At 63.0% G+C, this 25,408-nt stretch carries 20 protein-coding genes and 2 rRNA genes; 19 read left to right on the plus strand and 3 right to left on the minus strand.

The window, feature by feature from the left end; genetic code table 11:
- Positions 1–17 precede the first annotated feature (17 nt).
- From RRX38_RS15445 to RRX38_RS15480, 9 genes are all read left to right on the plus strand, one after another.
- Entirely contained in the window at positions 18–4,394 is a 4,377-nt protein-coding gene (locus RRX38_RS15445; protein ID WP_315959819.1) for an RHS repeat-associated core domain-containing protein, read from the plus strand.
- Between the two features lie 11 nt (positions 4,395–4,405).
- Positions 4,406–5,008, plus strand: coding sequence for a DUF6707 family protein (locus RRX38_RS15450; protein ID WP_315959820.1), 603 nt, complete (start codon positions 4,406–4,408; stop codon positions 5,006–5,008).
- 53 nt (positions 5,009–5,061) lie between these two features.
- On the plus strand, positions 5,062–5,235 hold the full coding sequence (locus RRX38_RS25065) for a hypothetical protein (RefSeq protein ID WP_410524829.1): 174 nt from the start codon (positions 5,062–5,064) through the stop codon (positions 5,233–5,235).
- Positions 5,232–5,822: a hypothetical protein gene (locus RRX38_RS15455; RefSeq protein ID WP_315959821.1), complete on the plus strand. Its 591-nt coding sequence runs from the start codon at positions 5,232–5,234 to the stop codon at positions 5,820–5,822. The genes RRX38_RS25065 and RRX38_RS15455 overlap by 4 nt, the downstream gene beginning before the upstream one ends.
- Positions 5,823–6,135: 313 nt before the next feature.
- Complete coding sequence (locus RRX38_RS15460; protein WP_315959822.1) at positions 6,136–6,798, plus strand: hypothetical protein; 663 nt, start codon at positions 6,136–6,138, stop codon at positions 6,796–6,798.
- Positions 6,799–6,815: 17 nt separating this feature from the next.
- Positions 6,816–7,115 carry a hypothetical protein gene (locus tag RRX38_RS15465; protein ID WP_315959823.1) on the plus strand — a complete coding sequence of 100 codons (300 nt, stop codon included), beginning with the start codon at positions 6,816–6,818 and terminating at the stop codon, positions 7,113–7,115.
- Positions 7,116–7,527: 412 nt separating this feature from the next.
- The gene (locus tag RRX38_RS15470; RefSeq protein ID WP_315959824.1) at positions 7,528–8,220 is read left to right on the plus strand and encodes a sulfotransferase family protein; all 693 of its coding nucleotides are present in this window, start codon (positions 7,528–7,530) and stop codon (positions 8,218–8,220) included.
- Entirely contained in the window at positions 8,213–8,866 is a 654-nt protein-coding gene (gene cysC / locus RRX38_RS15475; RefSeq protein ID WP_315959825.1) for an adenylyl-sulfate kinase, read from the plus strand. Before RRX38_RS15470 ends, cysC begins: the two co-directional genes overlap by 8 nt.
- A gap of 93 nt (positions 8,867–8,959) precedes the next feature.
- Positions 8,960–9,769 (plus strand): mechanosensitive ion channel family protein, encoded by an 810-nt coding sequence (locus RRX38_RS15480; RefSeq protein ID WP_315959826.1) that lies wholly within the window; start codon positions 8,960–8,962, stop codon positions 9,767–9,769.
- 23 nt (positions 9,770–9,792) lie between these two features.
- Here RRX38_RS15480 and RRX38_RS15485 read toward each other — a convergent pair whose 3' ends face one another.
- The gene (locus RRX38_RS15485) at positions 9,793–11,280 is read right to left on the minus strand and encodes a YdgA family protein (RefSeq protein WP_315959827.1); all 1,488 of its coding nucleotides are present in this window, start codon (positions 11,278–11,280) and stop codon (positions 9,793–9,795) included.
- Between the two features lie 253 nt (positions 11,281–11,533).
- Between RRX38_RS15485 and RRX38_RS15490 the strand changes: the two genes are divergently transcribed.
- The 10 genes from RRX38_RS15490 (at position 11,534) to RRX38_RS15535 (ending at position 24,929) form a co-directional block, all read left to right on the plus strand.
- Complete coding sequence (locus tag RRX38_RS15490) at positions 11,534–12,226, plus strand: HAD-IA family hydrolase (RefSeq protein ID WP_315959828.1); 693 nt, start codon at positions 11,534–11,536, stop codon at positions 12,224–12,226.
- A gap of 37 nt (positions 12,227–12,263) precedes the next feature.
- Positions 12,264–13,271, plus strand: coding sequence for an aldo/keto reductase (locus tag RRX38_RS15495; protein ID WP_315959829.1), 1,008 nt, complete (start codon positions 12,264–12,266; stop codon positions 13,269–13,271).
- A 282-nt stretch (positions 13,272–13,553) separates the two neighbouring features.
- The gene (locus tag RRX38_RS15500) at positions 13,554–14,288 is read left to right on the plus strand and encodes a GntR family transcriptional regulator (protein WP_315959830.1); all 735 of its coding nucleotides are present in this window, start codon (positions 13,554–13,556) and stop codon (positions 14,286–14,288) included.
- An 800-nt stretch (positions 14,289–15,088) separates the two neighbouring features.
- Positions 15,089–15,865, plus strand: a complete 777-nt coding sequence (locus tag RRX38_RS15505; protein ID WP_315959831.1) for a DUF3050 domain-containing protein — start codon at positions 15,089–15,091, stop codon at positions 15,863–15,865.
- A gap of 29 nt (positions 15,866–15,894) precedes the next feature.
- Positions 15,895–16,842: a diiron oxygenase gene (locus RRX38_RS15510; RefSeq protein ID WP_315959832.1), complete on the plus strand. Its 948-nt coding sequence runs from the start codon at positions 15,895–15,897 to the stop codon at positions 16,840–16,842.
- On the plus strand, positions 16,839–20,294 hold the full coding sequence (locus RRX38_RS15515; protein ID WP_315959833.1) for a non-ribosomal peptide synthetase: 3,456 nt from the start codon (positions 16,839–16,841) through the stop codon (positions 20,292–20,294). Before RRX38_RS15510 ends, RRX38_RS15515 begins: the two co-directional genes overlap by 4 nt.
- A 28-nt stretch (positions 20,295–20,322) precedes the next feature.
- The gene (locus tag RRX38_RS15520; protein WP_315959834.1) at positions 20,323–20,799 is read left to right on the plus strand and encodes an SRPBCC family protein; all 477 of its coding nucleotides are present in this window, start codon (positions 20,323–20,325) and stop codon (positions 20,797–20,799) included.
- A gap of 110 nt (positions 20,800–20,909) precedes the next feature.
- Positions 20,910–21,410 (plus strand): sigma-70 family RNA polymerase sigma factor, encoded by a 501-nt coding sequence (locus RRX38_RS15525; protein ID WP_315959835.1) that lies wholly within the window; start codon positions 20,910–20,912, stop codon positions 21,408–21,410.
- 29 nt (positions 21,411–21,439) lie between these two features.
- Complete coding sequence (locus tag RRX38_RS15530; protein WP_315959836.1) at positions 21,440–22,348, plus strand: DUF4880 domain-containing protein; 909 nt, start codon at positions 21,440–21,442, stop codon at positions 22,346–22,348.
- 91 nt (positions 22,349–22,439) lie between these two features.
- Positions 22,440–24,929, plus strand: coding sequence for a TonB-dependent siderophore receptor (locus tag RRX38_RS15535; protein WP_315962690.1), 2,490 nt, complete (start codon positions 22,440–22,442; stop codon positions 24,927–24,929).
- Positions 24,930–25,035: 106 nt separating this feature from the next.
- On the opposite strand, the gene rrf (RRX38_RS15540) is transcribed toward RRX38_RS15535, so the two are convergent.
- Together rrf (RRX38_RS15540) and rrf (RRX38_RS15545) are read right to left on the minus strand one after the other, a co-directional pair.
- Positions 25,036–25,151: ribosomal RNA gene (gene rrf, locus RRX38_RS15540) — 5S ribosomal RNA — on the minus strand.
- Positions 25,152–25,255: 104 nt separating this feature from the next.
- Positions 25,256–25,371 (minus strand): 5S ribosomal RNA (rrf, locus tag RRX38_RS15545).
- Positions 25,372–25,408: the final 37 nt, after the last annotated feature.

A 25,408-nucleotide genomic window follows, 5' to 3' on the forward strand; every position in this document is an offset into this window, starting at 1 on the left:
AGTACGGATGAACCGCCATGTCTGACGCCGCCATCTGGGCCGCCCGCCTGGGCGACGGCTTGGAGCACACCTCGATGATGGCCGACATCGTCGGCGGTGTGCTGGAAGTGGCCGCCACTGTGGCCATCGGCGCCCTGGCCACCGCTGCCGTGGCAGCGGCCACCGGTATCACCGTCGCCACCGGCGGCCTGGGCGCTTGCGTCCTCGGCGCGGTGGTCGGCCTGGTGGTGGGTGTGGTGATGGCCAAGACCGGCGCCGACACCGGCCTGTCGCGCTTGTGCGAAAGCATCGGCAATGGCCTTTTCCCGCCCAGCATCCAGGCGACCATCGCCACGGGCTCGAAAGACACCCTCACCAACAACCTGCCTGCAGCCCGCGCCGCCGGCTGGGTGCCGCCCGGCGTGCAGGTCAGTGAAGAACAGGCCCCCGAGGCCGAAGCCAGCTACTGGGACATCGCCAAGAACATCTTCGCGCAAATGTGGCGGCCCACCGTCGCCACCCCGGCACCGGGCGCCGAGCCGCTGCCGGAAGACAAGGTGCTGTGCAGCAAGCACACGCCCATGCCCGAGCAGTACCTGGCCGAGGGCTCGGACAAGGTGACCATCAACGGTCAGCCCGCGGTGCGCAGCGGCGACCGCAGCACCTGCGAGGCAGTGGTGGTGTCGGCCGGGCCGATCTCGCCGGACGTGCGCATCGGTGGCGACAAGCTGGTGGTGCGCGAGATCCGCAGCGGCAAGACCCCCGGCGTGGGCCTGGCGGTCACCGTGCTGATGATGCTCAAGGGCAGCAAGGGCAAGTTCCTCAGCAACCTGCCGTGCATGGCCCTGGGCATGGTCAACAGCTATGCGGTGAGCGCGGCGACCAACGCCGTGGTACGCGCCACCAGCGCCTCGCCCAACCCGGTGCATGCCGCTACGGGCGCCAAGGTGCTCAGTGGCGATGACGAACTGGATTTCCTCCTGCCGGCGCTGCTGCCCATCGAATGGCAGCGTTTCTACAACAGCCGTGACGAACGCCATGACGGCCTGTTCGGCGTTGGCTGGAGCGTGGCCTATGAAGTGTGCGTGGAGATCCAGGCGCATCCAGAGGGCGGCGAGCGGCTGGTGTACACCGACGAACAGGGCCGACGCATCGACATGGGTGTGATCCCGCTGGGTGGCGCGGTGTTCAGCGCCGGCGAAGGCCTGAGCGTCAAGCGCCACGCCCGTGGCCAGTTGCTGATCGAAAGCGAAGACGGCCTGTACCGCCTGTTCGAGCCCTCGCCGCTGAACCCTTCGCGGCTGCGCCTGGCGCTGCTCAGCGACCGCAACGAGAACCGCATCCTGCTCGACTACGACGAGCAAGGGCGCATCCGTGGCCTGCGTGACGGGCTCGACCAGGTGACGCTGGCGCTGCATTACTCGGCCGCCTGGCCACGCCGGCTCAGCCATATCGAACGCCAGTACGCCGATGGCCAGCACGAAATACTGGCGCGCTATGCCCTGGACGCCCAGGGCCAGCTGGCCGAAGTGCGCGACGCCAACGGCGAGGTACAACGGCGCTTCGCCTATGACGCGGGGCAGCGCCTGGTCGAGCATCAGTTGCCCAGCGGGCTGCGCTGCGGCTACGACTGGGCACAGGGTGCCGACGGCCACTGGCGCGTGGTGCATCACTGGACCGATGCCGGTGACGAATACTGGTTCGACTACGACCTGGCAGTCGGCAGCACGCAGGTTCGCGACGGCCTGGGGCGGGTCAGCGGGCGCCGCTGGAATGCCCAGCAGCAGATCACCGAATACACCGACACCCTGGGCCATACCTGGCACTTCGAGTGGAACGACGAGCGTCAGTGGCTGGGCGCTCGCGACCCGCAGGGCGGCGAATGGCGCTTCACCTACGACGAAGCCGGTAACCTGGCGGAGAGCCGCGACCCGCTGGGCCAGACCGAAGCGGTGTCGTGGCTGGAGCACTGGTCGCTGCCACGCACCGAGACCGACAAGGCCGGCGGCCAGTGGCGCTACCGTTACGACGCGCGTGGCAATTGCACGCAGGAGACCGACCCGCTCGGCCAGGTGACCCGCTATCGCTACGACGACCTGGGGCAGGTGGTGGAGATCATCGATGCCGCCGGGCGCAGCAAGACCCTGCGCTGGAACGCCAGCGGCCAGTTGCAGGAATACACCGACTGCTCCGGCTACCCCACCCGTTATGCCTATGACCGCCGCGGCTACCTGCAGACCCTCACCGACGCCTTGGGCGAACGTACGCAGTTCGAGCACGATGCACAGGGTCGTCTGCTGCGCATCCAGTTGCCTGACGGGCGCATCGAGCAGTTCCAGCGTGACGCCGCCGGCCAGCTCACCGGCTATATCGACCCGGCCGGGCATGCCACCCGCTACAGCTATGACCGACGCGGCCTGGTACGCCAACGCATCGACCCGCTCGGCCACCCGGTGCGTTTCGACTACGACGCCTATGGCCGCCTGCAAACCCTGAGCAACGAGAACGGCGAGCACTACCGCTTCCGCTGGGACGCCGGCGACCGCCTGGTGGAACAGCAGGACCTGGACGCCAGTGCACGGCGTTACGCCTACGATGCCCTGGGCAACCTGACCGCCCTCACCCACTTGCCCGCGCCCCACGGCGCCGGCCTGGCTGTGCTTCCCGAGCAACCCACGGCCCCCCTGGAGCAGCGCCTGGAGCGCGATGCGCTGGGGCGACTGGTGGCCAAGCACACCGCTGACGGCCTGACCCGCTACCGCTACACACCACTGGACCAATTGACCGGGGTGAGCTTCGAAGGGTCGGATGCCGCGCCCCAGGAACTGGGCTTCGCCTATGACGCTCTCGGCCAGTTACGCGAACAGCACGCCGCCGACGGCAGCCTGCAGCACGAATACGACGAGCTGGGCAACCTGACCCGCACGCGCCTGCCCGACGGGCGCTGGCTCAACCAGCTGTATTACGGCAGCGGCCACCTGCACCAGATCAACCTCGACGGCCAGGTGATCAGCGACTTCGAGCGCGACCGCCTGCACCGCGAGGTGCTGCGCACCCAGGGCCGACTCAGCACGCGCAGCCAGTACGACCGCGCCGGACGCCTGCGAGCCCGGCTGCGCAGCCCGGCCAGCCAGGCGCCGCAGCTGCCGGCGCAGCGCGAGCAGCAATTCGACTTCGACCCGGCCGACAACCTGGTCGGGCGCCTGCAACGCGACCGCCAGCCACCCCTGGACCGCCGCGACCTGCTGCAGTACGACGCCAACGGGCGCATCGTCGCCAGCCAGGACAACCGCTACGGGCACAGCGAGACCTTCGCCTGGGACGCCGCCGCCAACCTGCTCGACAGCCCGCTCAAGGGTGCCGGCTTCGTGCGGCATAACCAGGTGCTGACCTACCAGGACAAGCGCTACCGCTACGACGCCTTCGGCCGCACCGTGGAAAAACGCAGCGCCCGCCACGGCGTGCAACGCTTCGCCTATGACGCCGAACACCGCCTGGTGGAAGTGCGCAACGACAACGGCCACCGCGTGCGCATGCACTACGACCCGTTGGGCCGGCGCATCGCCAAGACCGAACACGACCGCCACGGCCAGGCCTTGGGCGAAACCCGTTTCACCTGGGACGGCCTGCGCCTGTTGCAGGAGCACCGCAACGGCCTGGACAGCCTGTACGTCTACCTCGAAGACAGCTACGAACCCCTGGCCCGCGTCGACGGCAAGGGCGACCAGCAGCGCATCCGCCATTACCACAACGACCTCAACGGCCTGCCCGAGCAACTCACCGACCACGCCGGCCAGACCGTCTGGCAGGCCCGTTACCAGGTATGGGGCAACACCTTGCGCGAAGTGCGCGAGCCCTACTACGTCGAAGAACAGAACCTGCGCTTCCAGGGCCAGTACCTGGACCGCGAGACCGGCCTGCACTACAACACCTTCAGGTTCTACGACCCGGACATCGGCCGCTTCACCACCCCCGACCCGATTGGTCTGGCGGGAGGGATCAACCTGTATCAATACGCACCGAATCCGATTGGGTGGGTGGATCCGTGGGGGTGGAAAGGCTGCTCGGTCAAAAAGGGTGATGGTCGAACACACGATATCGTCCTTGAACTCACCAGAAAACAATATAAGCAAGCCTTCGGCCACATAAGATCAGTTATCAAGTCCACGGGGCGCGATATTTTCACCATCAATAGGGTTGGCGCAGATAAAAATCGGAAACTCTCGCTGTCTGGCTATCCGACGCGAGCTGGGAAAGACCGCGACGAGTTTCCGATGGCCATGTTCAAAGAGGGCGGTAAAGGCGCAAGCGTTCGTTACATCGACCCGAGCGACAACCGTGGAGCGGGCTCATCTATTGCACATGCACTCGATCCCTATCCCGATGGGACCACAGTCAAGATAGTTGTGAAATGACGGAGAAATCCATGAACACTGACGACATTAAAAACAGTCTGATTTCAGCGAATAGTGACTTTCAGAAGCACATCGAAAAGCTACCAAAGCGCAGTCAAAAGACAGCCAAATCTCTGTTGGAAGCCGTTGTGAGGTTGGCTTACGTACTTTACTCAAGCGGGGAGACCGAGCAAGCGGAACAACTCGTAGGTCCTCTCTCCGAAATCCCATTTTCGAATAGCTACGACTACTGGACGTGGATAGAAGCGGCTTTGGTCTTGAAGGGAACCCTGGCTAAAGCAGCGGGTGACAAGATCGCTTTCACAGAGGCACTGCAAACCGCTCAATTGGCCCTTGAAACCGGCACGGAGCTGCAGGTAAGCGTCAAGGCGGCCGTTCACCAGCGCTTTCTCAACGGTCAGATGCTCGATGATAGCTTTGATCAGGAAGACGATGAGCGTGACGCATTCGAGATGCGCATCAACTACCTCATGACGCTTTGCAAGATTCGCTTCTTTGGCGGGAGCGAGACTTGGCCTGACGTCAGAACGGAGAGCGCCATCGCCGAGGTCGTCGGGAAAATCAACGCCAGTGTTCAAGCATATGGCATTCATCAGTTGCCCCCCTTCAAGTAGAGGCCAAGGCACGGGGTCGATACGGAGAGTTCAGCCCAGCGAACCTGGCGCGGATGAAGCGTGGCTCGGCGCCAGTGGATAAGAATGGGAGTCCAATGGAACTCTACCATCACAACCCTCAACGTTACGGAGGGAAGGACGTTAACAACCCGCGTAATTTACGCGAAGTCACCCGAGAGCAACATGCGGCACTCGACCCACATAGACAATTAGGAAGCGCGCCATGACACCGTTGGAAATCATCAAGTCTTTTGTAGATGGCTCGCTGCCGCCTGCCGAGTTTGAGCGCATGCTGAACAACGACGCAGCCCTGCATACTGCACTTGAAGCGAGCTTTACCTTGCCCGCTTACGTAAACGAGCCGGATCTGTATACGTTCTTGATCGGACAACAGTATGCCAATATTGAATCCGTCTTCAATGTTCAGGTCATTCTGTCGGACTTTCTGAAAAGCCAAGGAGTCGAGCATGTGCCTAGCAAAAAATATGAAGAACTATTCAATCTTCTACTGAAAGTCCAGCCAAAGTGGCTGGCGCTCCCTTTCGACTATCTCTCAGCCCTGCTGGAACGAGCACCGTCGCAACAACCCAAGGCGCTGCAAGCCTGGCTCAAGGAAACAATCGCCTCAGAGTTTCGCTGCCTGAAATCGGCACCGAAATGGCTGCAGGCACCGGCATGGCCCATTGAAAATGGCAAGCCCCTGGTCTTTGTCGGGCAACTGGATGTTAGCGCGCTGAGCCACGATAGCTCACAAGCCTATGTATTTTTCGATGAAACGACCGGTACGTTTCAGACCTTAAAACAGTCCTGCTAGGCTCTTTTCACGGTACAGAGCGTGGATAAGCAACCCGTCGCCGATACTGCCCACACCGTCACTTACGACTGAAACATGCTCAAGCTACTTGAACTTTACAAGCTGGCTTTGAGTTTTCTTGAGCCGCTTGCTTATTGGGCATGGGGCCCAACCAGATGATGACACGTGGAGAATACGAAATTCGCTTGATGTCTCAAGCGATCCACTACTCGTTGGTAAAGACGGGCGCGATTTCTCAGCAGCAATTACACACCGCCCGCCGGTCCGCCAAATCACTCGCCAAAAGTAAAGGTTGCTACTGAGGATTGAAAACATGGGCATAAAGAAAATTTACTTCAGCGATAAAGACCAAGGGCTCGGTCAATTGGGCGGTGGCGCTTGGATAAGCGATCTGTCGCTTTGGCCAACCGATCCGGAAACGGGAGCGCTCATGTTGCCCCTCATCACCTTGACTCCCAGCTTCCTGGGCACGCCCTTCATCGCACAGGACATGGCGCTCAGCGTGTTCATCTCCGTCCAGCGTACGCCCGACGGATTCAAAAGATCATCCTTGAGACACTTCACCGTTCATCAGCAAACGGAACTGGAGGCCCTGCACGCAGGCTATAGCCGAGTCCTGGTGCACAAAAAGGCAAGCCAGGAATTGATTCCCGAGCCATTGGCAGACCTCGTCGGACGTCGCTACATTCAACTCGAAGAGTTCGATGAAGCCGATCTCGCCGAGGAGCTGGAAGATGAATACAGCGGCGCCGCGATGAGCAAGGTGCTGGGTAGGCCATGCTGGCTGCAGGACGCCATTCACGAATCACCTCGCTACTTTTTTGCCGCTCAAATTCAGGAATTGGATATCCGGCGAGTCAGCCCTGAACATGACGGTCTGTTCGCAAATGGCATGGGCTACCTGTTCATTGACAATCGTGCCAAAAAATTAACCGACACGGCCGAAGCCGGTTATTTCTTCATTCAGTTTACGTGATCACGAGAACATATCGAATGGCCCTAGATGTACTTGGTTATCACGAAGGCGGTTCTGAGCTTCACTTCGAATTCTCCGAGCGGCTGCACCAATCCATCTTTCGAAATATCAAGCCTAAAAAAAACAGTCCCTTGTATAGAATCCGTGATTATTACCTGACGGACTGTTCATTTTCGGGCGACGAGATTGAAACCCTGTCAGCCGCACTGGGGAGTGTGGACCACCTGATCACAGCGCCCAACGCCGAGGCCTTCGAGGGCCTGATAAAGTTCTTGAGACAGGACGGTCTAGTCCGCGTTGCCTTTGCAGGTGATTGATCTGCCAAAAGCCGTTTGAATGCAACACTGTTCGATTAAGCGCTTTGCGGCTTTGTGCAAGCGAGCTTGCTCGCACAAAGCTGTGCAAAGTCGCTGAGCTTTTTGTGAACAGGCGGTCGCTTCGCGGCTGAAGCCGCTCCTACCCGGTTTAACTGACCCGTATTGAGTTTAAATGCACGCAAGCACGCGTGAGTTTAGTCGGGTGAATCGACTGAGTCGTGGCTCAGCGACCGTCATACGCGGACTAAATGTATCTGTGTATTCATCATTGTTATCCAAGCCGTTACATATTCAATACATATTCTTACCTACAGAACCCAACGTAAATTAAATGAAAATTTGACACTTGAACTTTCACTGAACGGTAGGATGCCGCTTATCCCTTACATGGATTAGCCACAGGTCCATCCTCATGAATCGTCTCCTCTGGAAACTGCTGCCCAAGTCGCAGCGTGAGCTGCTGCTCGAACGTCTTTCGGTCATCGACCGTCAGGTGGTGAGCAAGACGTTGTCGGGCAGGCAGGGCTTCCCCGAAGCCTTCGACCAGCTCGAATGCCTGTTCATCCATGTGCCCAAATGCGCGGGCAGCAGCGTGGCGCAGGCGTTGTTCGGCGGCAATCCGGCCGGGCATCTGCCGTTGTACTGGTATGAAAAGCAGTTCAACGAGCGCTACCGGCATTACTTCAAGTTCGGCTTCGTGCGTGACCCGCTGCAACGGGCGCTGTCGGCGTTTGAGTACTTGCGCCAGTCCAGCGGCAAGCGCGACCAGGCCGCGTACGAACTGGTCAGCCAGTACACCAGCTTCGAGGCCTTCGTCGATCAGTGGCTGTGCGCAGAGAACATCAGCCGGCAGATCCATTTCGCCCCGCAGTATCACTTTCTGCAGAACGCCATGGGCCGTATCGAGGTGGACTTCATCGGCCGCCACGAAAACCTCGCCGAGGATTTCCGCACCCTGTGCACCCACCTGCACTGCAAGGGCGAGTTGCCGCATGTGAACCGCTCGGCCAGGCGCGGCGCACACCGGCCGACTTTCAGCCCTGCGACCCGGCGTCGGGTGCGCGAGGTCTATGCGCGTGACTATGAGTTGTTCGGCTATGAATGAGCCACGCCCCCTGCTGGTTGCCCCGCCCATGGCCGTGGACCAGGCAATGCGCCAGGCCCTCAAGCAGCAGCAGGCCTGCTGCATCTGGTTCACCGGGTTGTCCGGTGCCGGCAAGTCGACCCTGGCCGACCGCCTGGATCAGGCCCTGCATGACGCAGGCCTGCATAGCTACCTGCTTGACGGCGACCAGGTGCGCCAGGGGCTGTGCCAGGACCTGGGCATGTCAGAGGCCGACCGCCATGAGAACGTGCGGCGCATGGGCGAGGCTGCCCGGTTGATGGTGGATGCCGGGCTGATCGTCATCGTCTCGGCGATCTCGCCGTTTCGCGCCGACCGTGACCGCGTGCGCCAGCACCTGGCGGAAGGCGCGTTCATCGAGGTGCATGTCAGCACGCCCCTGGCCGAATGCGCACGCCGCGACCCCAAGGGGCTGTACCGCGCCGCACGGCAGGGACGCATCCGCCAGTTCACCGGCATCGACAGCCCCTACGAAGCCCCATTGACCCCCGAGTTCGTCATCGACACCACGCAGGACGACGGCCAGGCGTTCATCGCCCGGGTGCTGCTGCAACTGAGCCACGCTCGCCAGCCGGGCCTGGTGCCCACGGCGACCGGGCAGTTGGCCACCTGTCAAAACTGTCAGTAGATGTTCGCCCGCGCCTTTGCACAATGTAGGGTTCCGTCGCGCGGGCCTCGCCGGGCATGACACCGCGTGGCATTACCTGCGGAGGTGCCACCCATGGATGCGTTGAATGTCATCAACATCGGAACCGACAAGGTCAATGCGTTGCTCAACATGGTCGTGCAATACGGCGCGGCCATTGGCCTGAAGCTGCTGGTCGCGGCGCTGTTGTGGATCGTCGGGCGCTGGTCGATCGGCATGCTGGTGCGCATGCTGCAGCGTTCGCTGACCCGGCAGAAGTTCGACCCTACCGTACTGCGCTACCTGGGCTCGTTCGTCACCGTGACGCTGAACATCATCCTGGTGGTGGCCATTCTCAGTTACTTCGGCATCGAGACCACCAGCTTCGCGGCCCTGCTGGCGGCGGTGGGCCTGGCCATCGGCATGGCCTGGTCGGGCCTGTTGGCCAACCTCGCGGCCGGCGGCTTCATCATCGTGCTGCGGCCCTTCAAGGTCGGTGACGTGATCGCCATAGCCGATGTAAGCGGCCGGGTCGACGAGATCGGGCTGTTCGTCACCGCTATCGACACGGCGGAGAACGTACGGGTGCTGGTGGGCAACAACAAGATCCTGTCGAGCAACATCATCAATTACTCGACCAACGACTACCGCCGCGTGGAACTGAGCGCCACGCTGCCGGCCAGCGTCGATGAGCAGCAGACCATCGCCCGCCTGACCGAGCGGCTGCAGGCCATTCCCAATGTGCTGGCCACGCCCAAGGTCGACGTACAGGTGGCGGCGGCGAACGCCGACAACCTTACCCTGGCGGTGCGTCCGTATTGCCACAACGATCATTACTGGCCGGTGTATTACCAGGCTACGGAGGTGATCCGCAGGATGTTGCAGGAGGAAGGTGCCAGGGCCTGAGCGGCCCTGGCGGCAGGCAGCGCTTACTGGGCGCCCAGCATGCCCGAGTTGGCCATGACGAAGGTCATGAACTGCTCGGGGGTCATCTTCTGGCCGTTGAAGTCGACGCTGTCGTTGGCGTACTGCAGGGTAGAAACGATTTCATCGCCCTCGACCTTGGCCAGCTGCATGCCCTGGGCCATGACGGCGGCCATCTCGCTCACCGCCTTGCCCTGCTCGGCGATTTCCTTGGGATCGGTGACGCCTTGCAGGCTGGCCTGCAGGCCGACGATGTCCTGGATCATCGGCTTGGACAGCACCACGCGGGCGCTGAGCTGGCTCAGGCTCTTGCTGACCAGTTCATCCTGCGGCTGATCGAAGTCGCCCGGGTCGGCCAGGTCGATGCTAAGGTGCGCGTGGCTTTCGCCGTTGGCGGTCTTGAGCGAGAACTTCTCCAGCTCGATGTGCGGCTTGCCGGCCAGCAGCTTGCGCATCTCGGCATCCAGCAGGGCCTGGTCGGCGGCACTGAGGTTCAGCTCCAGAGGCTCTTCGGCAGCCGCCGCGGCCTGCTGCGCCGGTACGATCTTCTCCTGGAACAGCTGGTACAGCGAGCGGGTGGCGGCGACATCGAGGTTGCCGAAACGCAGCCCCAGGTGCGCGGCACCGATTTCCTTGCCGCTGTAGGAGAGCTTGCCGATGTCATAGTTGACCTGCGCGGCCAGCTTGTCGGCATCTTCCTGCATCAGGTTGGTGTTGGTGAACTGCTCCAGCTGCACGGCCGGGCGCCCCACTGGCTGGAACACCAGCTGGTCGATCTTGACGTTGCTGTGCCCGAGGTAGAAGCCGGCCTTGCCCTTGGTGCCACCGCTGTCGAAGCTCATGCCCTTGGCCTGCAGCGCCACCGGGCCATCCGGGGACTGCACGTTGAGCTGCAGGTTGTCCATGTTGCCGGTGACCTTGAGCTTCTCGGCATCACCCGACGCCTCGGTGTCGAAGCTCAGGCCCGAGAAGGCGAATTCGCCATCGCTGTCTTTGTACTGCAGCGGCGCGAACTCGAAATGGCCGTTGAGGGAGCGGTCATAGCCAATGCTGCCACGCCCGGTGAAAGGCACCTTGCCGTTGCTCATGGCGAACCACTTTTCGGTGTCCGGGGTCTTTTCCACTTCCAGGTTGCTGACCGCCATGACCGGCAGCAGCTTCAGCGAAGCCAGGCGCGACAGCGGCAGCGGGCCATGCTCGATGCGGTCGACGAACTTCATTTCCAGGGTGTGCGGCTGGCCGTTTTCGTCCAGCGCCTGGAAGGTCGTGCGGTAATGGGCCGTGCTGCTGAACAGGCCGCTTTCCAGCGACTCCAGCTGGATGTTGCCCTTGTACTGGCTGCTGGCGAAGGCCTTGGTCAGCTCCTGGTTGCCCTTGGCGATGGACTCGTTGAGCACGCCCGGCAGTTGCTGGCCGGTGTACCAGGCGCCCCCGGTGGCCAGTGCGCCCACAACGATGACCACGCCTGCCGCGATAGCTGCTGATTTATTCATGTCGACCTGAAGATGTCCGTTCTGATGGTGGAGTGAAGCCGCTGTCGGCGGCTGCCAGGGCTGACCCCCAGGCCCCGGCGAAAACCCGACGAGATTACCATTCGCCGCCGCTCACTGGCCCGAAAACCTTGCCTGAATGCGCGCTTCGACACGCAGCCGTGACTTTGGTTGCACATTGCCCACAGCGGCCACGGCTAGCCAGTTTCGCCGTCATCGCGTTAGGCTGGGCGCGCACTGACAGGAGACCGACTGAATGACCACGTGGCAAGACGACAGCCGGCCAGTCAAGGCCGTGATCTTCGATATGGACGGGTTGTTGCTGGATACCGAGGGCATCTATACCGAGGTCACCGAGCTGATTACCCGCCGTTACGGCAAAGCCTTCGACTGGGCCGTCAAACAGAACACCATCGGGCGCGGCGCCCGGGACTTCTCGGCCTACATCATCGACACCCTGCAACTGCCGATTTCGGTGGACGAGTTTCTCGAAATGCGCCAGCCGATGCTCGAAGAGCGCTTTCCGCACAGCCCGGCGATGCCGGGTGCCGAGGCCCTGGTTCGCCATTTGGCCGCCCACGGCATTCCCATCGCGGTGGGCACCAGTTCATCGGTGCATTACTTCCACGCCAAGATCGAGCGCCACCAGGCCTGGTTCGAGCTGTTCGACACTGTGGTGACGGCCGATGACCCCGAGGTAACGGCGGCCAAGCCGGCGCCGGACATCTTCCTGGTCGCCGCAAGCCGCCTGGGCGTGGACCCCGCCGATTGCGTGGTGTTCGAAGACTCGCCATTCGGCGTGACCGCCGCCAAGGCCGCCGGCATGCGCGCCGTGGCCGTGCCAGACTCGAACATGCCTCGCGAGCGCTACCAGCACGCCGACCTGGTGCTGGACGCCCTGCGCGAAGCGCCCCTGGCGCAATGGGGCCTGCCGGCACTGCCCGCCTGACAACCAGCCAATTCGATGACATGGAGAGTATTGAGCAATGAGCTACCGCACACTGGGCCAATCGGGCCTGAAGGTTTCCACCCTGACCCTGGGCACGATGATGTTCGGCGAGCAGACCGGGACTGAAGAGTCGCTGCGCATCATCGACAAGGCCTGGGATCAGGGCATCAACTTCATCGACACCGCAGACGTGTACAACGGCGGGCGCTCCGAGGAAATCGTCGGCGAGGCGATTGCCGCACGTCGCAGCGAGTGGGTACTGGCCACCAAGGTCGCGGTGGGTCCCAGCGACGGCGTGCCGAACCGTGCCGGGCTGAGCCGCAAGCACATCTTCAATGCCATCGATAACAGCCTGAGCCGGCTGGACACCGATTACATCGATATCTACTACCTGCACAAGGAAGACCACGACACGCCCCTGGAGGTGACGGTCTCGGCGATCGGCGACCTGATCCGCCAGGGCAAGATCCGCTACTGGGGCGTGTCGAACTTCCGCGGCTGGCGCATCGCCGAGATCGTCAACGTCGCCCAGCGCCTGGGCGTCGACAAGCCGGTGATCAGTCAACCGCTGTACAACATCGTCAACCGCCAGGCCGAAGTCGAGCAGATCACCGCAGCCGCCTTCCACGGCCTGGGCGTGGTGCCCTTCAGCCCACTGGCACGTGGCGTGCTGAGCGGCAAGTATGCGCCCAACGCCGCACCGTCCAGCGACAGCCGTGCCGGTCGCCAGGACAAGCGCCTGCTGGAAACCGAGTGGCGCAGCGAATCGCTGGAGATCGCCCAGCGCATCCAGGCCTACGTGCGCGACAAGGGTGTGGGCATGGTCGAATTCGCCATCGCCTGGGTGCTCAACAATCGGGCAGTGACCTCGGCCATCGTCGGGCCGCGTACCGAGGAGCAGTGGGATGGCTACCTCAAGGCGCAGGAGGTGAAGATCACCGCCGAAGACGAAGCCTTCATCGATTCGCTGGTCACCCCCGGCCACGCCTCAACGCCCGGCTTCAACGACGTGCAGCATTTCGTTTCGGGGCGTCTGCCGCGCTGAACGATCAGGCCGTGCGGGCTCGCCCCGCACGATGCCATGCCCTTCAGCTGCGGTGTCGGTAAATGCTGATATCGAGCAGACCGACGAGCGACATTAAAATATGTGCCGCACGTATTGATGAACGCCCTCTGAATGCTAAGAATGCGTCTCGCTTTACTACGGGTGTTTTTAATGCGGGTCATGCGGTGTTTTTAACGTCAACAGCACGAAACTTGGCTAGTCTGTTGGCTGCCCGCAAGTTCATTGGATCCCATTCAGCCAGGTTAACGAAGAAATATGGCGATGCGCAAAAGCGAAAGAGAAGCCTTTTTGTATGAGGTGCTCGGCAACGAGCAACCTCCGGCGCACCTTGCCAGGGCCGTGATCGAAGAGAAGCTGCGCAGTGCCATCCTCGATGGCCGACTGCCCAGTGGGACTGCACTGCGCCAGCAGGAGCTGGCGACGCTGTTCGGCGTCAGCCGCATGCCGGTGCGCGAGGCCCTGCGCCAGCTGGAAGCGCAGACCCTGGTACGGGTCGAGTTGCACAAGGGCGCCGTGGTGGCGCCGCTGATTACCGAAGATGCCGTCGAGGCCTATGCGCTGCGCATCCTGTTCGAATCCGAGGCGCTGCGCCTGTCGGTACCGCTGCTCGATGCCGAGGATTTCGCCAAGGCACGCGCCTGCATCGAGGCGCTCGAAGAAGAAACCGACTACTCGCGTATCGGCACCCTCAACCGCATGTTCCACATGCACCTGTACGCCAAGGCGCCGAACAAGCGTCTGATGCGCCTGGTCGAGGCCGGGTTGAACGAAGAGGAGCGCTTCTTGCGCTTCAACCTCTCGTCCATGGGTCTGGGCAAGCTGGCCCAGGACGACCACTGGGAAATGCTGCAGCTCGCCGAGGCCCGGGACATCGACAGCATCGTGGCGGCGTTGCATAACCACCTCAACCGGGCCGTGCAGGCCATCACCCGCTACCTGGCCAGCAAGGCCGCCGAAACCAAGCCCAAGCGCCAACGCAAGAAAAGCCCGGCCTGACCCCTTGGCCGCCGGTTGCGCGGCCATGCCCGGGGTCTGCCTGACCCCCCTGCCCTTTGCATCGTGACGCCAGCGGTCTGAAGCCACTGGCGCTGCGACCTTTTCCGTCTGTTTTCTCCCGCCGCCGCTTGGCCTGAACCGCCAATAGGGCAAACTCGCCTTTGACCGGGCCGGCTCCCGCAAGGCAGCCGGCCCGGTTGCACATGAAATGCTCACGTGGTGCAGGACAGTGTTCAACGATCCGAACGAACCGGCAAAAGGAGTTCTTGCCCAGGGGAGCACGGTAACCGGCCTGGCCCGGCCGCCGCCCCACGAGACCATCACCTGACAGATCACACCGTTCACAGCGACGCTGAACGAGGCATTCGTTCATCAACTTCGATTTTGTTCTTAATTGAACGAAAGGGTCGTTATCGCGCCTGTAAAACTTATTCAGAAGTTTTATACGGGCTCTTTCAGCCCCAATAAAACCACAACTAAATAAATACAAAAAAACATTGCCCTGGCTGTTACAAGTGCTTTAACTTTTATTTGCACGTGGCTCATCGCATGGCATTCGAGCATCACCACGAATACCACAGACCGCGTGAAACGCAGGCCCTGATGGCTTAAGCATGCCGTAACGGCGTATATGAATGCAGCGCAATCGATTATTTGACGGCAATTGGCCGCCGGCTTTCGCTCGCCCTTTATTCATGTTGCCCCTTGCGGGCCTGCCAACAAGGAATGTTGCCAATGGTGCGAAACAGGCATACAGAGTTGCAACTTTCCCGTGCACTTACAATTACCGGGATATCGCCATGACTTGTCAGAAAACACTACTTGAGCGCAAGAAAGAACAACTCAGCCGTCACCCGATCTTCTCCGAGATCGATTCGCTGCCGGTCTTGCGCGCCTTCATGGAAACCCATGTGTTCGCCGTGTGGGACTTCATGTCGCTGACCAAACGCCTGCAGCAGGAACTGACCTGCACCCAGTTACCCTGGCTGCCACCTGCCGACCCTCAGGCCGCACGACTGATCAACGAGATCGTGCTCGGGGAAGAGTCGGACGACCGGCTCGACCATGGCCATTACAGCCATTTCGAGCTGTACCTGGACGCGATGCGTGAAATCGGCGCCAGCACCACCCAGATCGAACGCTTCATCGACCTGCAGCGCCAGGGCGTGCACTACGCCACCGCCCTGCAGCGGGTCAACGCCGGGCCGGCCGCGGCGCTGTTCGTCACCCAGACCCTGGCCACCGCCCTGCATGCGCCGGCGCACAGCGTGGCAGCGGCTTTCCTGCATGGCCGTGAGAGCGTCATCCCGGCGATGTTCCAGACCATCCTCGACGAGTGGGACATCGGCACCGCGCAGGCGCCGACCTTCCGCTATTACCTGCAGCGGCACATCGAGGTCGATTCCGAAGACCATGGCCCGGCTGCCGAGCATCTGCTGGCCCGCCTGGTGGCCGGCGATGCGCAACGCGAACGCGAAGTCTACGAGGCCGCCATCGCCGCAGTGGAGAGCCGCATGACGCTCTGGGACAACCTGCGCCAGGCCCTGCGTGCGTCGCTGATGCAAGTCAGCGCCTGACCCTTCCGCCCGCTCACAAGGACGCCATCATGAATGCTGAAGACTACGTGTCGTTCGTCGACGCCTGGGAAGCCCGCGCCACCATCCGCACCCGCCCGCGGCGCATCGTCGAAGACGACACGCGACTGATCTACCCCTTGAGCCGCCAGCCACTGGTGCTCAGCGAGACCTTCAACCGCGAATGCCCGCACCTGCGCGACTACGCGCTGGTGCAGAGCCTCTACAAATTCATCAACGACGTGGTGATCTTCGAGACCGAGATCGTCGACAAGACCGCGCGCAGCATCGCCAAGGATCGCTTTGCCATCCGCTTCCCGTTCGCCTGCCGCTACGACGCCATGACCGTGGTGGTGGACGAGGATTACCACGCTCTGGTGGCCATGGACTTCATGCAGCAGACCATCGCGCTGACCGGCATCGAGCCGATTCCGCTGCCTGGCGAGATCGAGCTGAGCCGCGCCATTCCTGCCGCACTGGCGCGCGCGCCGCAGCACCTGCGCAGCGCCGTGGAGCTGATCTGCGTGTCCATCGCAGAGAACACCGTGACCAACGACGTGGCGGCCTTCGCCCGTGACGACTCGGTCAAGCAGTCGGTCAAGGGCCTGATGGCCGACCACCTGCTCGACGAAGGCCGACACTCGGGGTTCTGGACGCGCCTGGTGCGCATCTACTGGCAAGGCGCACCGCAGGCCGACCGCGAAACGATCGCCGCGATCATGCCGGTGTTCATCCGCGAGTACCTGACCAACGAGATCCAGAACGGCTTCGACTTCGTGCTGATCGACCACCTGCCGGTCGCCGACAGCGTCAGGCAGGCGCTCAAGGACGAGACCCTGGCGCTGAGTTTTCCGATCAACGCCCATCACCCGCTGGTGGGCAATATCGTGCGCTTCTTCCGCAACAGCAGCATGCTGGAAAGCCCCTGCGTGCGCACGGCGCTGGTCGACTACCTGCCGGCCCGGGAGGTGAGCGCATGAAACGCCTGCAGATTCTGCTCATCGGTCACAGCCCGGCGCTGCATGCCCTGCATGCGGAGCTGCAGGAGCACGGCCACCCCTTGCAGCATCTGGAAGACCCGCTGACCCTGCGCGACAGCAGGGTGTCGGGGCCGGACCTGCTCATCGACGACGGCAGCCTGGAGATCGGCGACGAGCAATGGGCTGCCATACGTGCCGAGCACTGCCTGAGCCTGCGCGTCGGCTTCGCGGCAGGAGCCCCCCATGAGCTGCCGCGCCTGGAATTGCTGGGCTGGTATGGCACGCCGGCGCAGGGCCGCCTGGTCCTGCGCCAGTGGCAGGCCGAGGACTTGGCCGGCAATGGTCGTCAGTTGCGTGATGCGGCCATCGCGACGCTGGTGGATTGGCTGGCCTTGCAGGTCAGCCGGCTGTCCCGCGATGCCGACAGCCTCGCCAGCCTCGTGGCCACAGGCCCGGCGCAAAGCCCATGGCCAGAAGGCCTGCAGATGCTGGAGCGCCTGCTGTTCCAACATCGCCTGAACCGCACGGCGCAGCCTCGCCTGCTCGAACAGGCCAGTACGCCACTGAGCGTGCGCCTGGAGCAGAGCTTTGCCCGCCACGCCGAACGCCCGGCGCTGAGCTGCGCAGGCCAGACCCTGAGCTATGCCGAGCTGCAGGCGCTCAGCAGCGCCATCCAGCAGCGCCTGGTGCCGCGGCTCGCCACCCTGCGCCAGGGCAGCGCTGCGCCAGTGGTGGGTATCTGCCTGGCCAAACGCCCGGCGCTGTTCGCCGGCCTGCTGGCGATCCTCGGCAGCGGTGCCGTCTACCTGCCGCTGGACCCCGGCCTGCCGCTGCAGCGCCAGCAGTTCATCCTCGACAACGCGGGGGCCGTGCTGCTGTTGCACGATGGTCAGCATCCTTTGGCCGACAGCCTGCCGGGGCTGGATATCAGCCGTATCGACCCAGCCGCTGGCATGCGTCCGTGGGTGCCCGGCCAGCCGTCTGCCGACAGCCCGTGCATGGCGCTGTACACCTCGGGCACCACCGGTCAGCCCAAGGGCGTGCTGCTCAGCCAGCACAACCTCAGCCATTTCACCGCCTGGTATGCCGATTACGTGGCGTTGTCCGAGCACAGTCGGGTGTTGCAGTTCTCCACGCTGAGCTTCGACTCGTCGCTGATCGACATCTTCCCGACGCTGCTGTGCGGTGCTGAGCTGGTGGTGGCCGACGACGATCAGCGGCGCGACCCACTGCAACTGCTGGAACTGCTGCGCAGCGGAATCAGCCATGCCTTCCTGCCACCGGCGCTGCTCAGCCTGCTGCCGCTTGATGCCCCCTTGGGGCTGACCCACCTGGTAACCGGCGGCGATGTCTGCGAGCCCTATGTCATCGAGCGCCTGGCCGGGCAGTGCAGTTTTCACAACCTCTATGGGCCGACCGAAGCCACCGTGCTGGTGACCGCGCGGCGCTTCGAAGCCGGCAGCAGCAACCGCAGCCTTGGCCAGCCAATCGCCAACAGCCAGGTGTGGATCCTCGACGAGCAGCTGCAGCCGGTGGCAGAGAACGTCCAGGGCGAGCTGTACATCGCCGGTCCCGGCGTGGCGCTGGGTTACCTGGGCAACGCGGAGCTGACCGCCGAGCGCTATGTCGAACTGCCGCTGGGCGATGGGCGGCGGTTGCGCGCCTACCGTACCGGCGACCTGGGCCGCTGGACCGAAGCGGGCATCGAACTGGCCGGGCGGCGTGACAACCAGGTGAAGATCCGTGGCTTTCGGGTCGAACCCGAAGAGATCGAGCATGGCCTGCGCGCCACCCAGCTGTATCGGCAGGTGGCCGTGGTGGTGGACGCCCAGCGACGCATCCTGGCTTTCGTCGCCCAGCCCCACGACCCACAGCTGACCACGACGCTGCAGACCCTGCGCGAACAGATGCAGCGCCGCCTGCCGGATTACATGCAGCCGACCCTGTACAAGGTGCTGGAGCATCTGCCGTTCGCCAGCAACGGCAAGGTCGACCGCAAGGCCCTGCTGGACCTGCCCGTGAGCGTGGCCGAACACGGCCAGCGGCGTCTGCCGCACACCGCTCAGGAACAAGCGCTGCTGGCGTTGTGGGCCGAACTGCTGGAACTGCCGGCCGCTGACATCTCGACCGACGAGAGCTTCTTCAACCTGGGCGGCCACTCGATTCTGCTCTCGCGCCTGCTGCTCGGGGTGCGCGAGCGCTTCGGGCGCAGCATCCCGATCAACCGTTTCATCGAGGCGCCGAGCATCCAGACCCTGGCGCGCCTGATCGACAGCGACCAGGGCAGCGACGGCACGCTCAGTGCCCAGGCGCTGCACGACGCGCAGGCCGAGCTGCGGCTGAGCGTGCGGCCGGTCACCGAGCTGGGTGATGTGCACAAGGTGATCGTCACCGGTGCCAATGGCTTTCTGGGCGTGCATATCGTGCAGGCACTGCTCGACTGGGGGGCTAGCGAAGTGGCCTGCCTGGTACGCGAAGGCGCAGGGCTCAGCGCCGCCGAGCGCTTTGCCCAGGCGCTGCGGGAGAACCGTCTGGAGCATCTGGACATGAGCCGGGTGCGGGTCTATCCGGCTGACGTCACCCAGCCGCGGCTGGGCCTGGCCGCCGAGGTGTACCAGCGCCTGGACCGTGAATTCGGCGCGCTGGTGCACAACGCCGCCAACGTCAACCATGTGCAGGACTACGAGAGCCTGGCGCGAGACAACGTGGCGCCGGTCTACGAGTGCTTGAAGCTGTGCGAGGGGCAGCGCAAGAAGGTCTTCAATTTCGTCTCCACCCTGTCGGCATGCAGTGCCGTGGATGCCGCCGGCCGCGTGCTGGAGGCTCCGGCCGCCGCCACGGCGCCGATCTACATCAGGAACGGCTACAACCTGTCCAAGTGGGTGGCCGAACGCATCGTCGAGCAGGCCCGCGCGCAAGGGGTCTGGGCCAACATCTACCGGCCCGGCAACATCGCCTTCAACAGCGTCACCGGCGTCTGCCAGCCGCAGAAGAACCGCCTGATGCTGATGCTCAAAGGCTCGCTGCAACTGGGTCAGGTGCCGGACTTCGCGATCAACTTCGACCTGATGCCGGTGGACTTCCTGGCGCGCTTCATCGGCTTCCACGCCAGCCGTTATCAGCCCGAACGCGCGGTGTTCAACCTGCATAACCCCGAACCCCTGAGCTGGGACCGTTACGTGCAGGCCTTCCGCGAGGCCGGGCGGGCCTTCGAGCTGGTCAGCGTGGCGCAATGGCAGGCGCAGCTGGAGCGAGTCGACAGCGACAACGCGCTGTTCGGCGTGCTGGGCTTCTACCTCGACGGTTTCGAGGAGGACATCGGCGACATCTCGATGATCGAGTACCGCAACGCCCTGGCAGGCATCGAGCAGATGGGCACGCATTACCCGGCCAAGACCCCGGCGCTGCTGAGCAAAGGCTGCGCCTACCTGAAAGAAATCGACTTCATCTGAACCACCCCACACTGAAATGGAGAGCGACATGACTGTATTCACCCAACTGCAACCCGACACCCGTATCAAGAACGCCGTGGCCTGTCGCGTGGTGGCCAGCGTGCAGGTTCCGGCCGACGCCGAGCGTGTCTGGCAGGTGGCCGGCGACTTCGGCGGCTTCCAGGCCTTCGTGCCGGGTCTGGCCAGCACCGAAGTGATTGGCCAGGGACCTGGCGCGGTGCGTCACAAGCGCTTCAAGGATGGCAACGTCGCCATCGAGCAGTTGAACTCGCGTGACGAGCAGGCCCGCTACATGACCTGGACACTGATCCACACCAGCCTGCCGGTCGGCAACCTGTGGGCCTCGATGGCCGTGGAACCGCAGTCGCTGGAGGGCTGCCAGGTCACCTGGACCATCGTCGCCGACCCGTTGCCGGGCAGCGAGCAGGATCTGGCAGGCTTCGCGGCCTTCCTGCAAGGCTTCGCCGATACGGCCATGGGCAACCTGCGTAGTCTGTTCGCCTGAGGTGACATCGCCCGTGGCCGGAAGGCTGCGGGCGGTTTCAGGTTGCAAATTGTGGTCAGCGCCAACACAATGCAAGTCATTATCATTTACACCGCGAGCGCGGCTTCACGATGTCTGCCCACCACCAGGCCCTGCATCATCTCTACAACGAGCACCACGGCTGGCTGCATGCCTGGCTGCGCAATCGCCTGGGCAACGCGGCCGATGCCGCCGACCTGGCGCAGGACACCTTCGTGCGCCTGTGCAATCGCCACGAACTGCTGGAACTCAAGGCCCCTCGGGCCTTTTTGCGTACCGTGGCACGCGGCCTGGTCATCGACCACTGGCGACGTGAAGAACTGCACCGCGCCTGGCTGGAATCCATCGCCCACCTGCCCGCCCACGAGACGCCGTCGCCGGAAACCCGCGAGCTGATCCTGGAGCTGCTGCAGGGCATCGCGCAGATGCTCGACGGCCTCAAGCCCAAGGCACGCCAGGCCTTCCTGCTGGCCCAGTGCGAAGGCCTGACCCAGCGGCAGATCGCCGAACGCCTGGGCGTCTCGCTGCGCAGCGTGGAGCGCTACATCGCCGATGCCCTGTATCGCTGCTATGTGCTGCGGTACGAGACGTGAACGCCGGGCTTCAACCTCCTGCCTCCGTTGTGCGCAAGGCCATTGAATGGTCACTGCGCCTCAAGGGCACGGCGCCCCCTGAACTGCACGAGCAATGCCGACAATGGCGCGCGGCAGATGCCTGCCATGAACTGGCCTGGCAGCGGGTGAAAGCCATGAGCCAGGAACTGGACGGCACCTTCGGCCAGCTGCCTGCCGGCATGGCCTACGACACCCTGGAAGGCAGCGCACGCCGCCTCGACCGACGGCGTGCCCTGAAGCTGTTGAGCGCAGGCCTGGTGCTCGGCACCGGTGCCTGGCTGAGCCGCGATGCGACGCCGTGGCGCGTGTGGACGGCTGACTTCGCCACGGCAGTGGGCCAGTGCAGTGACTACCCGCTGGCAGACGGCGGGCGCTTGCGCCTGAACACCGACAGCGCGGTGAATCGCCGCGACGCGCATGACCTGTTCCTGGAACGCGGGGAGATGCTACTCGGCTGTACCCGCCCCATGCAGGTGGCAACCCGGGGTATGCACCTGGAAGTGCCTGCCGGGCGCCTGGTATTGCGCCAGGACAGCAGCTACAAGCAGCTCAGTGTGCTGGAGGGCACGGTACGCCTGAGCGTGCCTGGCCAATCGCTGCTTGAGGTCGGCAAGGGCGAGCATTATCGCCTCGACGCACAAGGCTTGCGTCGCCTGACGAGCCTGGACATGGAGCCAGAGGCCTGGGCCGATGGCCTGATCGTCACCCGTGGCATACGCCTGGCCGATTTCCTCGCTGAAGTGGCGCGTTATCGTCACGGCTACCTCGGCTGCGCCGCTGAGGTCGCCGACCTGCGCCTGTCTGGCGTCTACCGGCTCGATGACACCGACCGGTTGCTGGCGGTGCTGCCACGCACGCTGCCGGTGCGCCTGGCCTACCGGACCCGCTGGTGGGTCAGCGTACAAGGTCAGGCCTGATTTTTTGGCGGGTTTGCCGTCCTGTCTCGGCATGGGAATGAGTAGCAACCTCATTATCCCAACCGCTCTGCATGGAATGCCCATGAACCCGATGTATATCCCTTCACCCTGCGACGCTCCACGACCCGTCCGCTCCGCGCTGGGCATGGCGATTCAGGCCGCCTTGCTGTGTTCGACCCTGGGCGTCACGCTCCTGCCTCTGAGCGTTCATGCCCAGCCCGAGGCTGCCAGCGCCATACGCAGCTATTCGGTGCCGGCAGCGCCCTTGGGAGAGGCCTTGAACCAGTTCGCCCGGCAGGCGGGCATTACGCTGTCCACGACTCCGACGCAGACGGCGGGCAAGCAATCGGCTGACCTGCAAGGCAGCTACTCGACCGACCAGGCCCTGCAACGGCTGCTGCAGGGCACCGGCCTGCAGGCCGTTTCTGCCGATGGCAGCCACTATGTCCTCAGCCAGCTGCAGGCCGATGCCCTGTCGCTGCCAGCCACGGACATCCGCGGCTTTACGCTGGGCAATGCATTGGGCAGTGCCGCTGGTTACAGCGCCACGCACAGCCAGGTGGCGACCAAGACCAGCACCAGCCTGCTGGAGACTTCGCAGTCGGTGTCGGTAGTGACCCGCGAGCAGATGGACGATCAGGGCTCGCAGAATGTCGCCGAAGCCATGCGCTACACCCCCGGCGTGCTGACCAATCCCTATGGTGCGACGCATCGCTACGACTACGTGGCGTTGCGCGGTTTCAACGATGGCTCGGTAGACAACATCTACCTCGACGGCCTGAAGTCGATGGGCGACAGCGGCACCTACAGCACCATGCAGGTAGACCCGTACTTCTTGGAGCGCATCGATGTCCTCAAGGGACCGTCGTCGGTGCTCTACGGCCGCAGTTCACCCGGTGGGCTGGTCGCGCTGACCAGCAAGAAGCCGCTTTACGAGGACTACCACCAGATCCAGGCGACGGTGGGTACTCAGGGCCAGCGCGGCCTGGGCTTTGACTTCAGTGGCCCGCTGGACGATGACAAGCGCATCGCCTATCGCCTGGTCGGGCTCACCGACCGTTCCGACACGCAGTTCGACCATGTCGAAGAAAAACGCTATGCGCTGGCACCGAGCCTGAGCATCGACTTCAGCGAAGACACCTCGCTGACCCTGCAGGCCTACCTGCAGCATGACCCGGAGGGCGGCTACCACGGCGGCGTGCCGGCCGATGGTGCGCTGCACCCGCGCAATGGCCAGCGCATCTCGGAGCACTTCTTCGACGGCGAGCCAGGGGTCGATCGCTACCGTCGCGATCAGCAGTCGTTCGGCTATCAGTTCGAACACCGCTTCAATGACGTCTTCACCGCGCGGCAGAACTTCCGCTACCTGGATTCGGACGTCGATAACCGTCAGGTCTACGCCTATGGCTATACCAGCCCCACCAGCAACGAGCTGAACCGCTATTACTCAAGCGGTCGCGAAAAGCTGCATTCGTTCATCGTCGACAACATGCTGCAGGCCGAATTCTTCACCGGTACGGCCAAGCACACGGCGCTGTTCGGCGCGGACTACCAGCGACGCAAGACCGTGGTGGACTGGACCAGCGGAGCGGCATCACCGCTCGATGCTTTCAATCCTGTGTATGGCAACAGTGAGATCAGTTACTACAGCCCGACGCGCTACCTGCGCCGCCTGGAACAGACCGGCGTGTACGCCCAGGATCTCGTCGAGCTGGATAGCTGGCGCTTCTCTCTGGGCCTGCGCCAGGACTGGGTGAAAAGCTCCGAAGAAAACCGCTTGGCCGAAGCCTCGCGGCCGCTGGGCACCCAGCGCGAGGACGACCGCACCAAGCTGACCGGGCGTGTGGGCGTGCTGTACCTGTTCGATAACGGCATCGCGCCGTACCTGAGCTATTCCGAGTCGTTCAATCCCAACTCCTATGCCGACGCCGACGGTAACCCGCTGGCACCGACCGACGGCAAGCAGTGGGAAGCCGGCATCAAGTATCAGCCACCGGGTACGGACAACCTGTTCACCGCTTCGGTGTTCCGGATCGACCAGGAGAACCTGGCTTCCAAGCTGCCGCAGGAGAACTTCTACCGGCCCGTGGGCGCTGTGCGTTCGCAGGGTGTGGAACTGGAGGCACACATGCAGCTGAGCGAGCGGTTCAAGTTGCTGGGCAGCTACAGCTTCACCGACATCGAATATTCCAAGTCGATGATCAGCACCTTGAGTTCGCCAGGCAATGTCATCGAGAACAAGGGCAACTCCCCCACCCAGGCACCTCGGCACATGGCCTCGTTGTGGGGTGATTACCGCTTCGACCAGGGTGCACTGGATGGCCTGCGCGTGGGTGCCGGCGTGCGTTATGTGGGTTACAGCTGGGTTGACGCCGAGAACACCATGAAGGTGCCGTCCTATACGCTGTTCGATGCCTCGCTGGGCTATGACTTGGGCAAGGTCGGACTCAAGGGTGTGGATGTGCGGCTCAACGCCAATAATCTCACCAACGAAAGCTACATCGCGTCCTGTGCCAGCCTGAGCTACTGCTACATGGGCGAAGAGCGCAACGTCAGCGCGACGGTCAGCTATGAGTTCTGATTGATGGCGTGATCTGCAGCCGGCCCTGGCGACAGAGGCCGGCTTTTTAACGGCCAGAAAAGACAAAACCCCTGACCGCGGTGCGATCAGGGGTTTCGGAATTGAATCTTGACGATGACCTACTCTCACATGGGGAAGCCCCACACTACCATCGGCGATGCACCGTTTCACTGCTGAGTTCGGGATGGGATCAGGTGGTTCCAGCGCTCTATGGTCGTCAAGAAATTCTGTAGCTCGGCCCGTCGAGGACGTGCCAGCGAAGTCGAATATCTCTACTTAAAAGCAAAACCCCTGACCGCAGAGCGATCAGGGGTTTTGGTGTTTAATCTTGACGATGACCTACTCTCACATGGGGAAGCCCCACACTACCATCGGCGATGTGTCGTTTCACTGCTGAGTTCGGGATGGGATCAGGTGGTTCCAACACTCTATGGTCGTCAAGAAATTCGGTGGCCGGCGCGCCTTGCGGCGTTCCAGCA

The sequence above is a fragment of the Pseudomonas sp. DTU_2021_1001937_2_SI_NGA_ILE_001 genome (assembly GCF_032463525.1).
GTDB lineage: Bacteria > Pseudomonadota > Gammaproteobacteria > Pseudomonadales > Pseudomonadaceae > Aquipseudomonas.